The following is a 15,077-nucleotide window of genomic DNA, read 5'->3' on the forward strand; positions in this document are numbered from 1 at the left end:
TCCCCTGGCTCGCCCCGCCCCCCCGCGCGGGGGGGGGGGGCCCACCCGCCCCCCGGCGCCCCCCCCCGCCCCGCGGCCGCCCCCCGCCCCGCCCCGGGGGGCCCCCCCCCACGGCTCTCGCGCGTGCGGGCGGGGACGGCCGGGTGCGACCGTCCACGCACTCCCGTGCGTCGGGCCGACCGCCGAGCCCGCGCCGTCCGCAGTCCGCGCCCGCCCTCCCCCGAACGGAGCCCCTCGCCGCGCCGCACGCGCGGGAACGGGGCAGGCTGGTACGCCGACGGACCGGGCGCCCCTCGGCCCCGGCCTCGCCCTGGCCGTCTCCCTCGCCCCGCGGAGCAGGAGCCCATGACCGAACCGACCAACGCCGACGGGGACACCAGCGGCCCGCTCGCGCCGGCGGTGGTGCCCGCCCGTTCCCGCCGCCGGGCCCTCGACGCCGTACTCGGTGATCTGCGCGCCGTGGACGGCGCGCTGTACGCGGCGGTGGCGGCCACCTCCACCCCCACGCTCGACCGTGCGCTGCGCCGGCTGTCCCGCGCGGCCGACCACTCGAAGATCTCACTCGGGATCGCCGCCGCACTCGCGCCGGCCGGCGCGCGTCCCCGGCGGGCCGCCCTCGTCGGGCTGGCCGCGGTCGCCGTGACCTCGGCCGCCGCGAACCTGCTGGGCAAGCGTCTGGTGCGCAGGGCGCGGCCGGACCGGGAGGCGGCACGGGTGACGGTCGACCGGTACGTGCCGATGCCCGTGTCGGCCTCCTTCCCGTCCGGTCACACGGCCTCCGCGGTGGCGTTCGCCACGGCGGTCGGCGTGGTCCTGCCCGAGGCGGCCGTGCCGCTCGGCGCGCTGGCGGGCGCCGTCGCCTACTCCCGGGTCCACACCGGCGTGCACTATCCCGGCGACGTGGCCGCGGGCGCCGTGCTGGGCATCGCCGGGGCGGCCGCCGTCCTGGCGGCAGCGGCGGCCTCCCCGGTACCGGGCCTGTGGTCGGTCTGCTCGCCGCCGCGGGCACCGTCCCGCGCGGACCGGTGACGGCCGCGTCAGCCGAAGGCCCGCACGGCCTGGTAGTACGTCCACGCCGTGCTGTTGCAGGCGGCCTTGGTGGCGCCCCCGTAGCGGGCGCAGACTCGCTTGAGGTCCTCGTGGAAGGCGCTGTCGAGACGGGACTTGTTGGCGCTGAAGGTGCCGGCGTCCTTGTAGTTGCGGTAGCCGAAGTCGTGCCGCGCGCAGGAGCTGCTGAAGGGGAAGCCGAACGGGTTGTCCGGCGAGGAGGAGCAGTAGTCGGTGGTCCAGTCGAAACCGTAGGCGGCCCAGGCGGACTGGTTCGCCCGCGCGGCGGCCCAGGCGTTGTAGCTCGACGCGCTGGTCTGCGTCCAGCTCGCGAGCACCTGGGACTTGTCGGCGGGAGCGGCGTCGGCCGTCGCGGCGGTCGCGAGGACGGTGGTCACGGACAGGGCCGTGGCGGCGAGTCCGGTGGCGAGTCTGCGGTGCATCCCACACCTCCATGAGGCTGCGGCCCGCCCCTCGGGCCGCAGGTCCATGCCAAGATGATGCGCGTTTCGACCACCCCTTCACACTTCCGCCGCCCTAATGCCCCCTCAACTCCTCGGCCCGCCAGGGGATCGGGCAGTGAACAGCCGCCCGCCCCGCCCCCCGCGCCTCTCAATTCCCCTCTGTGCGGGGCGCGTCGGCCGGTGGCGTCGTCCCCGGCAGCGCGTACTCGTCCCGGCGGCCGCACATGCCGTAGCCGCCCAGCCTGGTGGGTGCCGTCTCGTACGCGGTGGCGCCGGCCAGGTACGCGGGGTCGCCGTCGGCGAGTGCGTCGAGCTGTGCGCCGGTGCGCTCGGCGGCGGCCGACGCGCCGGACCGCCACAACTCCCGCCAGCCGGACACCTTGTCCCGCACCAGGCCCGCCGCGGCCCGCTGGAACTCCCGGTACGGGCCGTCGTCCCCGGCGGCCAGGGCCTCGCGCAGCACCAGGTAGCCCTGGACGGCGAGGTCCCTGCGGCGCCGTGCCGCGTCCTCCGTCTCCGTTCCGGTGCCCGGCGGCAGGGTGGCCGCGGCCGCGTACGCCTCCGGGTCGGCCAGCACCTCGGGCGGGAAGGTGAAGACGGAGTCCCCGGCCTCGGGCAGGCCGCTGTTCTCCATCAGCACGGTGACGCGCAGGCCGCCGCCCTGCACCATGCGGTGCACGGTCCCGGGCGTGAACCAGGAGACCGAGCCCGGCCCCAGCGGGATGTCCCGGTAGCCGTCGGGGCTCAGCGTCTGCACCGCGCCGCGTCCGGCGGTGACGACGTACGCCTCCGTGCAGACCAGGTGCAGGTGCGGGCTGCCGCCGCAGACGCCGTCGGCCGCCTCCCAGTCGTAGGCACTCAGGTGGGACAGGCCGACGGCGCCGGGCAGGGGGTGGGGGCGGGTGAGCCGTGGCCCGGGGACGCTCACCACGCCAGTGTGTCCAGGTGGGCGCCGACCCGGTCGCGGTCCCAGGCGCCGTCGGCGACCACGATGCGGTAGCGGTAGGCGAAGGACTCGCCGTCAGGCAGCTCGAACTCCTCGAAGAACGCCCAGGAGAACGCCACGGTCGGGACGGGCTCGGCGCGCACGAACCAGTGCGAGGGGTGGATCGCCCGCTCCTCGTCGAGGTTCTCGGGCGCGTGCGCGAAGACGAGCGTGGAGTGGGCGTCGACGTCGTCGTGCTCGGTGGTGAAGGCGAGCCAGCGGCTCCGGGTGCCCATCAGTGCGGCGGCGTCCGCTTCGGTGTCCGGCGCGAAGACGGTGCCGCCGGTGAAGTCGCGGGCGCCGCGCCACTGGAGGCCGGTGTAGCCGGCCATCTCACGGCCCGCGGTGGTCGGGGAACCGAACGCCAGTGGTTCGCCGCGGGTGTTGGTGAGGCGGATCGACCAGTCCAGGGCCCAGGCGCCGGCCTCCTCGTCGACCGAGTGGAGGGTCAGGCCGCGTTCCTCGCGGGCCCACTCGGCGCCGCCGTTCTCGATCCAGGTGAGGTGTTCGGTGAGCGCGAACCGGTCCTCCTCGACCGTGAGGCCGGTGAAGCCGTCGTGCCGCATCGAGCCGATGCGCTCGGGCAGCGGCCGGTAACCCTCGCCGTGGACGTAGCAGTTGCCGCCCCAGAAGTTCTGGCCCGACAGATGACTGGCCGTCATCTGCAGTCCCTTGTGCCACCGGTGGTCGCTGGGGCGGTAGCCGGTCACCGTGCGTCCGGCGAGGGTGCGCACCGGGTGGGCGTAGGGCTTGCGGGACTCGAAGGCGTCGGGGTCGGGTCGGTAGACGTAGCGGAGGATCTCGGTGCCGCCCGTGGTGGTGACGGCGATGTGGTCGCCGTGGGTGTGGGTGACGCGGAGGGTGCTCACGCGCGCTCCTTCGGGGCCCAGTCGGGGTGATCGCCGTGCATGGCCGCGTGGAAGGGGTCGCCGGGCGCGATCTCGCCGGCGAGGACCGGCCGTCCGGTGAACGCCGCCTTGTAGAGGGCGGCGGCGAACTCCAGCGTGGCTCGGGCCTCCGCACCGCTGCCGGGCGGCCGCTCGCCCGCGTCCCAGGCGTCCAGCACGGCGCCGAGCTGCGCCGCGTGGGAGCTGGGCACGTCCGTCGCCGCAGTGCGCCAGGCGGCGGCGCGTTCGGGGTCGACGTGCCGGGCCGGGGTGTAGGTCCAGTCGTCGTTGCGGTGCCCGTACAGGTGGGTCAGCTCGACCGTGGCATCGGCGCAGTCGACGCGGACGCGGCTCACCTCGTCCGGGGAGAGCACGCTGTTCACGACGGTGGCGAGGGCGCCGCTCTCGAACCGCACCAGGGCGGTGGACACGTCCTCGCTCTCGGTGTCGTGGACCAGGCGGGACGCCATGGCCCGCACCTCCGCCCAGGGACCGAGCAGGTGGAGCAGCAAATCGTACTGGTGGATGCCGTGGCCCATGGTCGGGCCGCCGCCCTCGGTGGACCAGCGTCCTCGCCAGGGCACGGCGTAGTAGGCGGCGTCGCGGTGCCAGGTGGTCTGGCAGTGGGCCACCAGCGGGGCGCCCAGCGCGCCGCTCGCGATCAGGTCGCGGGCGTGCGCGGCGCCCGAGCCGTACCGGTGCTGGAAGACGACGGACGCGTACGCCCCCGACGCCTCCTCGGCCGCCGCGATGTCGTCGTACTCGGCCAGCGACAGGCACAGCGGCTTCTCGCACAGCACCCAGGCGCCGGCCTTGAGCGCGGCCACCGCCTGGTCCCGGTGCAGGGACGGCGGCGTGCCGATCACGACCAGGTCGGGCCGTACTGCGTCCAGCATGTCACCCACCGACGCGTACCCGGCGACGTCCCCGCCCGCCTCGGCCGCGAAGGCGTCGAGCCGCGTCCGGTCCACGTCCACGGCGGCGACCAGTTCCGTCCGTTGCGCGTGGGCTCTCAGGGCGGGCAGGTGGCCGCCGGTGACGACGGCACCGGTGCCGACCACGGCGACGCGGCGGCGGGCGGGGCGTGGGGACATGCGGTCCTCCTCGGACGCGGCGCACGACGGGCACGTGCGCCGATAGAGAGCCGGCGGAAGGCGTCGGCGGAAGCGCGGACGGAAGTGCGGACGGAAGTGCGGACGGAAGTGCGGATAGAAAGCGCTTGCACCGCGACCGACCCTAAGCGGCGGGCGGACGACCGGACAACCCCCCAGCGTTTGCGGGCTCGGCGGGCGGCTGGTCGACTGTCGCCGGGGGGACCGGGGCCGGTCGCACCGCGCCGGCGCAGTCTTCAGTCCTGCGGAAGGAAACCAGGCGTGAGCAACCCGAAGTCGTCGTCCGTGGAGCACAGGTCCGACGGCAGCCAGCCCTGGCTGCACCAGAAGGGCCGCACCATCCAGGAGTTCGGCACCGTCAAGCAGTTCCCCGTGGCACTGACCATGGACACCCGGCTCTACTCCTGCCAGCGGCTGAACAAGGTGCTGGCGGACACCCGGATCCTGCACGACCTGTACAAGAAGTACCACTGGCTGATGCGCGGGGCGACGTTCTACCAACTGCACCTGCTGCTGGACAAGCACGCGGGCGAGCAGCTGGAGCTGATCGACACGGTCGCGGAGCGCGTCCAGACGCTCGGCGGTGTGGCCATCGGCGATCCCCGCCACGTCGCCGAGATCACCACCGTGCCGCGCCCGCCGGACGGCGTCGAGGAGGTGCCGGCGATGCTGTCGCGGCTGCTGGAGGCGCACGAGCTGATCCTGGCCGACTGTCACGACGCGGCCGCCCGCACCCAGGAGATGGGCGACGACGGCACCAACGACCTCCTCGTCTCCGACGTCGTGCGCACCAACGAACTCCAGGCATGGTTCGTGGCCGAGCACCTGGTGGACACGCCGCTGGTGCACGCCTGAACGCCTCACGTGACGACGGGCGGCCTCGCGACGGGCTGCCGTCACCCTCCGTGCCCACCCGGGCGAGGGCGTCCGTGATGCCCTCGCCCCCCTTATGTGAAAGCGTCCGGCACATGGCCCACTCGTCCCACGGCGCCCACGCCGAGCCCCCGACCAGCGGGCAGCGGTGGTCCACGTTCCGGCAGTCGCCGTTCTGGCCGGCCACCGTGCTGGTGCTGATCCTCGCGGCGGCCGCGGGGCTCTTCGCCGGTTCGTACACCTACTCGATGGCGGACCCGACTCCGCACTCGATCCCCACGGCGGTGGTCGGGTCGTACGAGGAGGCGCGCGGCCAGGCCTTCCTGGACGGCCTGGAGAAGGCGCTGAACGCCTCCGTGAAGGTGCACCCCTACGAGAGCACGGCCGAGGCCCGGCAGGCGATCCAGGACCAGGAGGTCTTCGGGATCTTCGAGATCCGCGACGACGGGCGGACCGCCGTGCTCGACCTGTCCAGCGCGTCGGGCGCCTCGGTCGCCGAGGTACTGGCCGACACGGCACCGGCCGTGGGGAAGAAGACCGGCGTCGAGGTCACCGTCCGGGACATCAACCCCCTCCAGGAGGGCGACCCGCGCGGGCTCGCGATCTTCTACATCTCGCTCGCCGCGGTCATCATCGGCTTCGTCGGCGCGATCCAGCTGAGCGTGCACGCGCGCTCCCTGACCCCGTTCGAACGCATCCTCTTCACAGCGGCCTACGCGCTGCTCGGCGGGTTCGCCATCGCAGCGACGGTGGACTGGCTGCTGAACGCGCTGGACCTGCCGTTCGTCGAGTCGTGGATGATCCTGGCGCTCACCATGTTCGCCTCGGGCATGGTCTTCACGATGTTCAACACGCTGTTCGGACGCTGGGCGATGCTGCCGACCTGGGGCCTGATGGTGCTCCTCGGCAACCCCTCGTCCGGCGGCGCGGTGTCCTGGCCGCTGCTGCCCTCCCCGCTGGGGGCGATCGGCCAGTGGCTGCCGCCGGGCGCCTCGGTCAACGCGCAGCACACGGCGGTGTACTTCCAGGGCCACCAGCACCTGTTCCCGTTCCTGGTGCTGGGCGGCTGGGCACTGCTGTCCTGCACGGTCTTCTGGATCTGGCGGCACCGGCACCCCGGTGGCCGCGAGAAGCAGCCGGCCCACGCCGCGGACTCCTGACCCGTCCGTACTCGTCCGTCGGGGGGGGTCTGTTCCGATCGGCGCCCCGCTGCGATCATGGGGCGGGAACGCCCGCCTTCGGTTGGAGTGCACATGGCCCTGGACGTCGACGCGATCCGCGCGCAGATACCCGCCCTGAAGTCCGGCTCCGCCCGCTTCGACGCCCCGGGCGGCACCCAGACCCCGCAGCCCGTCATCGACGCCGTCGCCGAGGCGCTGGCCAATCCGCTGGCCAACAGGGGCCGTACGACCGAGGGCGAGCGCAACGCGGACGGTGTCGTCACGGACGCCCGCGGCGCCCTGGCCGACCTGCTGGGCGCCGACCCGCGGGGCGTCGTCTTCGGCCGCAGCGCCACCCAGCTCGCCTACGACCTGTCCCGGACGCTCGCCAAGACGTGGGGGCCGGGCGACGAAGTGGTCGTCACCCGCCTCGACCACGACTCCAACATCCGGCCCTGGGTCCAGGCGGCCGTGGCGGCCGGCGCGACCGTGCGGTGGGCCGACTTCGACCCGGCCACCGGGGAACTGCTGCCCGAGCACATCGAGGCGGTGCTCTCCCCGCGCACCCGGCTGGTCGCGGTGACCGCCGCGTCCAACCTGATCGGCACCGTGCCCGACACGGCGGCCGTCGCCCGCCTGGCGCACGGTGTCGGCGCGCTGCTGCACGTCGACGCGGTGCACTACGCCTCGCACGCCGTGGTGGACCTGACGGCGCTGGGCGCGGACACGCTGGTGTGCTCGCCGTACAAGTTCCTCGGTCCGCACCTGGGGGTGCTGGCGGCCCGGCCGGAGTTCCTGGAGACGCTGCGGCCGGACAAGCTGCTGCCCTCCAGCGACGCCGTCCCCGAGCGCTTCGAGCTGGGCACGCTGCCGTACGAGCTGCTGGCGGGGGCCCGCGCCGCGGTGGACTTCCTCGCGGGTCTGGAGCCGGACGCGCGCGGCAGCCGCCGGGACCGGCTGGCGGCCTCCTTCGCCGCCCTGGAGGCGCACGAGGGAGCGCTGCGCGGGCGGGTCGAGGAAGGACTGTCGGAGCTCGGCGGGATCACCGTGTACTCACGGGCCGCCCGGCGTACACCGACCCTGCTGTTCACCGTGGCGGGCCTCAGCCCCGCCGAGGTGTACGGGCGGCTCGCCGAACGCGGGATCGACGCCCCCGCCGGCTCCTTCTACGCCCTGGAGGCCTCGCGCCGGCTGGGTTTGGGCGACGAGGGTGCCGTGCGCGTGGGACTCGCGCCGTACACCGACGGACACGACGTGGACCGTCTCCTGACCGCGCTGGGCACCCTCACCCCCTGACCCGCCGGCTCACCCCAGGGGCACGGTCACCTCACCGGCGCCCTCCGCGCTCGCACCGCCCGCGACCCGCACGGTGAACGGGCGGTCGGTGCCGGTCGCGGTGACCCGCAGGGCCTCCCCGTCGCGCCGCACCCGGAAGGTCGCGGCCGGTGTGCCCAGCACGTCGGGCACGGTGACCTCCGCCTCGTAGCCGGGCCCGGCGGGCGGGTGGACCAGCAGGGTCGGGACGTCCAGCCAGTCGCCGTCGGGGCGGCTGTCGTCGGCGGCCAGCGGCAGGACGGCGCCCTCACGGACGTACAGCGGCAGGCTGTCGTAGCCGTGCCGTTCGGTGCGCCAGACGGGGCCGGTGACGCGTTCGCCGGTCAGGAGGTGGGTCCAGGTGCCCTCGGGGAGGTAGACCTCGACCTCGCCGTCCTCGGTGAAGACCGGGGCGACCAGCAGGTCGGGGCCGAGCATGTACTGGCGGTCCAGCGTCCGGCAGCCCGGGTCGTGCGGGTACTCCAGGACCATCGGCCGCATCATGGGCACGCCGGTGCGGTGGGCCTCGGCGGCGACGCCGTACAGGTAGGGCATCAGGCGGTGCTTGAGGAGGGTGAAGCTCCGGGCGACGTCGACCGCCTCCTCGCCGAACTCCCACGGCACCCGGTAGGACGAGGAGCCGTGCAGGCGGCTGTGCGAGGAGAGCAGGCCGAAGGCCAGCCAGCGCTTGAAGACCGCCTCGTCGGGGGTCCCCTCGAAGCCGCCGATGTCGTGGCTCCAGAAGCCGAAGCCGCTCAGCGACAGGGACAGGCCGCCCCGGAGCGACTCGGCCATCGCCTCGAAGGACGACCAGCAGTCGCCGCCCCAGTGGACGGGGTACTGCTGGCCGCCCGCGGTCGCGGAGCGGGCGAAGAGGACGGCCTCACCCTGTCCGCGTTCCTTCTCGAGGAGTTCGAAGACGGTGCGGTTGAAGAGGTGCGTGTAATAGTTGTGCATCCGCTCCGGGTCGGAGCCGTCGTGCCAGACGACGTCGGTGGGGACGCGCTCGCCGAAGTCGGTCTTGAAGCAGTCCACGCCCTGGTCGAGCAGCGGCTTGAGCTTCCCGGCGAACCAGTCGCGGGCGGCGGGGCTGGTGAAGTCGACCAGGCCCATGCCCGCCTGCCACAGGTCCCACTGCCAGACGTCGCCGTTCGCGCGGCGCACCAGGTGCCCGAGGGCGGCGGCCTCCTCGAAGAGCGGGGACTTCTGGGCGATGTAGGGGTTGATCCAGGCGCTGATCCGCAGACCCTTGTCCTTGAGCCGGGCGAGCATGCCGTCCGGGTCGGGGAAGACGTCCGGGTCCCACTGGAAGTCGCACCACTGGTACTCGCGCATCCAGAAGCAGTCGAAGTGGAACACGGTCAGCGGGATGCCGCGCTCGGCCATGCCGTCGACGAACGACGTCACCGTGTGCTCGTCGTACGACGTCGTGAAGGACGTGGTGAGCCAGAGACCGAAGGACCAGGCGGGCGGCAGGGCGGGGCGGCCGGTGAGGGCGGTGTAGCGGGTGAGGACGTCCTTGGGGGTGGGACCGGCGACGACGTAGTACTCCAGCGTCTGGTCCTCGACGCTGAACTGCACCTGGCCGACGGACTCCGAGCCGACCTCGAAGGAGACGGCCCCGGGGTGGTTGACGAAGACGCCGTAGCCGCGGGAGGAGAGGTAGAACGGGATGTTCTTGTAGGCCTGCTCGCTGCTGGTGCCGCCGTCGGCCTGCCACATGTCGACGACCTGGCCGTTCTTGACGAACGGGGTGAAGCGCTCGCCGAGGCCGTAGACCTGCTCGCCCACGCCGAGGGAGAGGCGGCTCAGCATGTGGTGGGCGCCGTCGCCGGTGGTGGCGAACGCGGTGCTCTTGGCGTTCGCGCGGGTCAGTTCGCGTCCGTCCGCGTCGTGGAAGGTGAGGCCCCAGGGGCCCTCGCGGTCCAGTCGGAGGGTCAGCGGGCCGCTGGTCAGCTCGGTGACGGTGCCGTCCTGACGCACCGTGCCGGCGCCGTCCGCGTCGGCGGTGAGGGCGAAGTCGGGGCCGGGCCGGCGCTTGCCGGCGTGGTGGGTGACGCGGACGCCGATGACGCCCTCGGCGGGAGAGAAGCCTTCGACCGTGAGGAGCGGCGCGTTGAGCGTGTCGCCCCTGCGCGTCACCTTCTTCACGGCGGCATGGGCGGTGAAGCGCTTCGATTCGGGGCGCACGTCGCGCACTTCGGTGGCGTACGAGATCTGCACGCCCTCACGGATGAGCCAGAAGCCGTCGGTGAACTTCATGATCTTCCTCGGATGGGACGGGAGCTGTCGGATGGGCGAACGGGGACCGTCCCGCAGCGTTTTGATCGTACACAAAACAAATCCGGCCACCGAGCGGTCGTGAGCGAGTTTGCGGCTGTGATCAGGCACGATTACCGACAAGAACAATCTCTTCACGCCACGGAACGGAGAGACCGGGGCCACTTTCCTCTAGCGCGGCAGCACCCTCTTGACGTATTAGTCATCACACCAAACAAAACGGTCCGGCGACGAAGCCGGACGGTACGACAGCAAGGGCCGCACCATGTCGAAGCGCTTCACCTCGCTCGCCTTGACAGCACACCCTCCTGCCGCCGGGCAACACGGGCGAGGACGCTCGCGCCGAGTCGTCGCCCCGGTCGCCGCCGTCTGCGTCCTGGTCGCCGGGGCCGCGCTCACCGGATGCGGGCAGCAGCGGGACGCCGATGTGTACACCGTGCTGAACTCCTCGACCGACGAGTCCTACCACCGCTGGGACGCGGAGGCGATGGCCCGGTGCGGCGAGCGGCTGGGCGTCACCATCGAGCAGCAGAGCGTCCCGGCCTCGCAGGTGATGACGAAGGCGCTGCGCATGGCCTCGTCCAAGTCGCTGCCCGACATCGTGCAGTTCGACGCGTCCGAGATGCCGACCTTCGCCGACGCGGGCGGCCTGACCGACCTGCGGTCCCTCGGGCTGAGCACCGAGGACATCCCCCAGGGCATCGTCGACTTCGGCTCGTACCGGGGGACGTACTACGGCGCCGCCCGGTCGGTGAACACGCTGGCGCTCTTCTACAACAAGGACGTGCTCGACGAGGCGGGCGTCGAGGTGCCCACCACCTGGGCGGAACTGCGGGAGACCGCCAAGGAGCTGACCCAGGGCAAGCGGTACGGCCTGGCGCTGAGCGCGGGCGGCGCGGAGGACGGCGTCTTCCAGTTCCTGCCGTTCATGTGGTCCAACGGCGGTGACGAGACCGACCTGGGCGGTCCGCGGGTCGTGGAGGCGCTGGACTACTGGAAGGGTCTGCTCGGGGACGGCTCGCTGTCGAAGTCGACGGTCAACTGGACGCAGGCGGACGTCAACGACCAGTTCATGGCCGGCAACGCCGCGATGATGATCAACGGTCCGTGGCAGGTGGAGACGCTCAACACCGACGAGTCGCTGCACTGGGGCATCGCCCCGATCCCGGTGCCCGAGGCCGGCGAGGACTCGGTCGGACCGCTGGGCGGCGCCGTGCTCACCGTGCCGAACACCGGCGACGAGGCACGGGAGAAGACCGCCGGGAAGATCGTCGCCTGTCTGTCGGGCGAGCAGGAGCAGCTGACCTACGCGCTCAACAGCTGGATGGTGCCGGCCAACGCCAAGGCCGCCGCCGTCTGGCGCGAGAAGGTGCCGGAGCTGGACTCCCTCGCCGACCAGGTGGCCGTCGCGCGGTCCCGGACGGCGAAGCTCGGCGCCGGCTGGTCGAGTGTGTCGCTCGCCCTGCAGAGCGCCTTCCAGTCCGCCCTGACCGGCCAGTCCAGTGAGACCGCCCTGAAGCGCGCCCAGCAGCGGGCCACGAGCGGGAACTGAGGTACGCGCCCATGACCACGTCCACCGTCACCGCACAGACGCCCGAGAAGGCACCCGGCCCGGCCGCCGCTCCCGATCCCGCCCGGATCGCGCGCCGGCGCCGGCTCGCGCAGTGGGGGTTCGTCGCCCCCGCCGTCGTCTTCATGCTGCTCTTCTTCGGTTACCCGCTCGTCCGCAACGTCGTGATGAGCTTCCAGCACTACACGCCGAAGACCTTCTTCACCGGTGAGGCGCCCTTCAACGGCGCCGACAACTGGTCCAACGTCTTCCACGACGCGCTCTTCGGCAAGGCGCTGTGGCACACGCTCGTGTTCACGGCCGGCTCGCTGCTCGGGCAGTTCTGCATCGGCATGGCGCTGGCGGTCTTCTTCAGCCGCCGGTTCCCGCTGAACGGGGTGCTGCGCTCGCTGATCCTGCTGCCCTGGCTGGTGCCCATGGTGGTGTCCGGCATCGTGTGGCGGCGCATCCTCGACCAGGACACCGGGGTGCTGAACTCCTTCCTGGACACCATGGGCATCGGCGGTCACACGCCCTGGCTGACCAGCCCCGAGATGGCCCTGCTCTCGGTCATCCTGGTCAACATCTGGATCGGCATCCCGTTCAACATGGTCATCCTGTACGGCGGCCTCCAGGAGATCCCGAAAGAACTGCACGAGGCGGCCGCGCTGGACGGCGCCTCGGCGTGGCGGACCTTCCGGTCGGTCACCCTGCCGGTGCTCAAGCCGGTCATCACGGTCGTGCTCGTGCTCGGCTTCATGTCGACCGTGAAGATCCTCGACCTGATCCTCGCCCTCACCGACGGCGGCCCGGCCGACGCGACCCAGACGCTGGGCACGCTCACCTACCAGAACTCCTTCGTCCAGCTGGACTTCGGCGCGGGCGCCGTGGTCGGCAACGTGCTCATCCTGATCTCCGCCGTGTTCGCGGTGTTCTACCTGCGGGCCAACCGCACCGAGGGGAAGTGACCGACGATGGCCACCCACACGCCCACCGCGTCCCGGCGCCGCTGGGGCTCCACCGTCGCCGGCGTGCTCGTCCTCGCCGTGATGCTGTTCCCGCTGTACTGGATGCTCAACACCGCGCTCCAGCCCGAGTCGGGGCTGCTGAGGGTCGACCCGGTGCCGGGGAGCCTGGACCTGTCCGGCTTCTCCAAGGCCATCAGTGACCAGGGCGGGCACCTGCTGACCTCGCTGGCGGTGTCGCTCGGCGCGGTCGCCATCTGCCTGCTGATCTCGGCGCCGGCGGCCTACGGGCTCGCGCGGTTCGGGCTGCGCGGTTCGCGCACCATCGTGTTCGGCACGCTGATCACCCAGATGGTGCCGGGCATCGTCGTCGCCAACGCGCTCTACAACTCGTACGTCGATCTCGGCCTGGTCAACTCCTACTTCGGCCTGATGCTGGCGGACGCCTCGCTGGGCATCCCGTTCTCGATCGTGCTAATGCGTTCCTTCATGGTGTCGATCCCGGGCGAGGTGATCGAGGCCGCGCAGATCGACGGGGCCGGGCCGGTGCGGACGTTCGTGCGGGTGGTGCTGCCGATGAGCCGCAACTCGCTGATCACGTCGGGGCTGTTCGCGTTCCTGTTCTCGTGGAGCGACTTCATGTTCGCGCTCACCCTGAACACGACCGACGAGGTCAAGCCCATCACCCTGGGCATCTACCAGTACATCGGCGCGCACGTCGGCGACTGGGGCTCGGTGATGGCCGCCTCCGTGCTGTCCGCGGTGCCGGCGGCGATCCTGCTCGTCCTCGCCCAGAAGTACATCGCCGCCGGGATCACCGGCGGCTCCGTCAAGTGACCACACCCGCACAGGAGATGAGCAGCACAGCATGAGCGAGTACCCCGGTTTCCCGCCCGGTTTCGTCTTCGGCGCCGCGACCGCCTCGTACCAGATCGAGGGCGCGGCCCGCCAGGACGGCCGCGGCCCGTCGATCTGGGACACCTACAGCCACACGCCCGGCCTGGTCGTGAACGGCGACACCGGCGACGTGGCCTGCGACCACTACCACCGCTACCGCGAGGACGTGGCGCTGCTGCGCGACCTGGGCGTGGACTCCTACCGCTTCTCGATCGCCTGGCCGCGCGTCGTGCCGGACGGCTCGGGCGCGGTGAACCCGAAGGGCCTGGACTTCTACTCCCGCCTGGTCGACGAACTGCTCGCGGCGGGCATCGAGCCGGCCGCCACCCTGTACCACTGGGACCTGCCGCAGGCCCTCGAGGACCGGGGCGGCTGGCGGGCGCGGGAGACGGCGGAGCGGTTCGCCGAGTACACGGCCCGGGTCGCCGAGCACCTGGGCGACCGGGTGCCGCGCTGGATCACCCTCAACGAGCCGTGGTGCAGCGCCTTCCTCGGCTACTCGGTGGGCCGGCACGCGCCGGGCGCCAAGGAGGGCCGGCCCGCCCTGGCAGCCGCCCACCACCTGCTGGTCGGGCACGGTCTGGCGGTGACGGCGCTGCGGGCGGCCGGGGTGCGCGAGGTCGGCATCACGCTCAACCTGGACCGCAACCTGCCGGCCACCGGCTCCCCCGCCGACCTGGCGGCCGTGGTCCGCGCCGACACGCAGCACAACCTGGTGTGGACCGAGCCGATCCTCGCGGGCCGGTACCCGGCCACCGAGGAGGAGACCTGGGGCGAGCTGATCACCGGCGCGGACTTCCGCCGCGACGGCGACCTGGAGCTGATCTCGCAGCCGCTGGACTTCCTCGGCGTCAACTACTACCGGCCGATCGTGGTCGCCGACGCCCCGCACCGCGAGAGCGACCCGGCGCGGCGGGTGGCGACGGACAACCGCTACGAGGAGGTACGGCTGCCCGGCGTCCGCGAGACGGCGATGGGCTGGCCGGTCGTCCCCGACAGCCTCACCGAGCTGCTGGTGCGGCTGAAGAAGCAGTACGGGGACGCGCTGCCGCCCGTCCACATCACGGAGAACGGCTCGGCCGAGGACGACGCCCCCGCCGCCGACGGCACGGTCCACGACGCCGACCGCGTCGCCTACCTGCGTGACCACCTCACCGCGCTGCGGGCGGCGATCGACGCGGGCGTGGACGTGCGCGGGTACTACGTGTGGTCGCTGCTGGACAACTTCGAGTGGGCGTACGGCTACGACAAGCGCTTCGGCATCGTCCGCGTCGACTACGCCACCCAGGAGCGCACACCGAAGGACAGCTACCGCTGGTACCGGGAGATGATCGCCGCGAACCGCCGGGGGTGACGCCGCGGCGCGGGGCCGTCCGGCCACGGTCCCCGCGTCAGCCCGTCGCCGGCCTCGTCAGCCCGCCTCCCGCCCGGTGTACGCCGCCGGGGTGCGGGGGGGGTGCCTCTATGTCGTTCGTCAAGCGAGGCGTGGGGTTCTGGGTTCGTAGAAGGTTCCGTCGCGGAGCATCGCGAACAGCACGTTGATC

Annotated in this window: 13 protein-coding genes; 8 read left to right on the top strand and 5 right to left on the bottom strand. The window is 72.5% G+C overall.

All coding sequences use genetic code 11. The features are described 5' to 3' along the window. Positions 1-345 precede the first annotated feature (345 nt). Positions 346-1,029, top strand: coding sequence for a phosphatase PAP2 family protein (locus ACFW47_RS29920; protein WP_386307662.1), 684 nt, complete (start codon positions 346-348; stop codon positions 1,027-1,029). Between the two features lie 8 nt (positions 1,030-1,037). Here ACFW47_RS29920 and ACFW47_RS29925 read toward each other — a convergent pair whose 3' ends face one another. The 4 genes from ACFW47_RS29925 to ACFW47_RS29940 form a co-directional block, all read right to left on the bottom strand. Continuing rightward, positions 1,038-1,490, bottom strand: coding sequence for a phospholipase (locus ACFW47_RS29925; protein WP_386285103.1), 453 nt, complete (start codon positions 1,488-1,490; stop codon positions 1,038-1,040). A gap of 169 nt (positions 1,491-1,659) precedes the next feature. Then, a complete protein-coding gene (locus ACFW47_RS29930) occupies positions 1,660-2,442 on the bottom strand; it encodes a cupin (RefSeq protein ID WP_386307664.1) in 783 nt (260 codons plus the stop codon). Continuing rightward, entirely contained in the window at positions 2,436-3,365 is a 930-nt protein-coding gene (locus ACFW47_RS29935) for a PmoA family protein (RefSeq protein WP_386285108.1), read from the bottom strand. The genes ACFW47_RS29930 and ACFW47_RS29935 overlap by 7 nt, the downstream gene beginning before the upstream one ends. Further along, positions 3,362-4,477 carry a Gfo/Idh/MocA family protein gene (locus tag ACFW47_RS29940; RefSeq protein ID WP_386307665.1) on the bottom strand — a complete coding sequence of 372 codons (1,116 nt, stop codon included), beginning with the start codon at positions 4,475-4,477 and terminating at the stop codon, positions 3,362-3,364. The genes ACFW47_RS29935 and ACFW47_RS29940 overlap by 4 nt, the downstream gene beginning before the upstream one ends. Positions 4,478-4,756: 279 nt before the next feature. On the opposite strand from ACFW47_RS29940, the gene ACFW47_RS29945 reads away from it, so the two are divergent. From ACFW47_RS29945 to ACFW47_RS29955, 3 genes are all read left to right on the top strand, one after another. Continuing rightward, positions 4,757-5,350, top strand: a complete 594-nt coding sequence (locus ACFW47_RS29945) for a Dps family protein (RefSeq protein ID WP_217250110.1) — start codon at positions 4,757-4,759, stop codon at positions 5,348-5,350. Between the two features lie 113 nt (positions 5,351-5,463). Next, positions 5,464-6,528: an ABC transporter permease gene (locus tag ACFW47_RS29950; RefSeq protein WP_386285115.1), complete on the top strand. Its 1,065-nt coding sequence runs from the start codon at positions 5,464-5,466 to the stop codon at positions 6,526-6,528. Positions 6,529-6,621: 93 nt separating this feature from the next. Beyond that, entirely contained in the window at positions 6,622-7,824 is a 1,203-nt protein-coding gene (locus ACFW47_RS29955) for a cysteine desulfurase-like protein (protein ID WP_386285117.1), read from the top strand. 9 nt (positions 7,825-7,833) lie between these two features. Here ACFW47_RS29955 and yicI read toward each other — a convergent pair whose 3' ends face one another. Next, positions 7,834-10,104: an alpha-xylosidase gene (yicI, locus tag ACFW47_RS29960; RefSeq protein ID WP_386307666.1), complete on the bottom strand. Its 2,271-nt coding sequence runs from the start codon at positions 10,102-10,104 to the stop codon at positions 7,834-7,836. Positions 10,105-10,387: 283 nt separating this feature from the next. Between yicI and ACFW47_RS29965 the strand changes: the two genes are divergently transcribed. Genes ACFW47_RS29965 through ACFW47_RS29980 form a run of 4 tightly spaced genes read left to right on the top strand, consistent with a single transcriptional unit; the run spans position 10,388 to position 14,887 of the window. Continuing rightward, positions 10,388-11,674: an ABC transporter substrate-binding protein gene (locus ACFW47_RS29965; RefSeq protein WP_386307667.1), complete on the top strand. Its 1,287-nt coding sequence runs from the start codon at positions 10,388-10,390 to the stop codon at positions 11,672-11,674. Positions 11,675-11,685: 11 nt separating this feature from the next. Continuing rightward, the gene (locus ACFW47_RS29970; RefSeq protein ID WP_386285125.1) at positions 11,686-12,639 is read left to right on the top strand and encodes a carbohydrate ABC transporter permease; all 954 of its coding nucleotides are present in this window, start codon (positions 11,686-11,688) and stop codon (positions 12,637-12,639) included. Positions 12,640-12,645: 6 nt separating this feature from the next. Next, positions 12,646-13,473 carry a carbohydrate ABC transporter permease gene (locus tag ACFW47_RS29975; protein WP_386285128.1) on the top strand — a complete coding sequence of 276 codons (828 nt, stop codon included), beginning with the start codon at positions 12,646-12,648 and terminating at the stop codon, positions 13,471-13,473. A gap of 31 nt (positions 13,474-13,504) precedes the next feature. Beyond that, a complete protein-coding gene (locus tag ACFW47_RS29980) occupies positions 13,505-14,887 on the top strand; it encodes a GH1 family beta-glucosidase (protein ID WP_386285131.1) in 1,383 nt (460 codons plus the stop codon). Positions 14,888-15,077 lie beyond the last annotated feature (190 nt).

The organism is Streptomyces sp. NPDC058796, assembly GCF_042745235.1.
GTDB lineage: Bacteria > Actinomycetota > Actinomycetes > Streptomycetales > Streptomycetaceae > Streptomyces.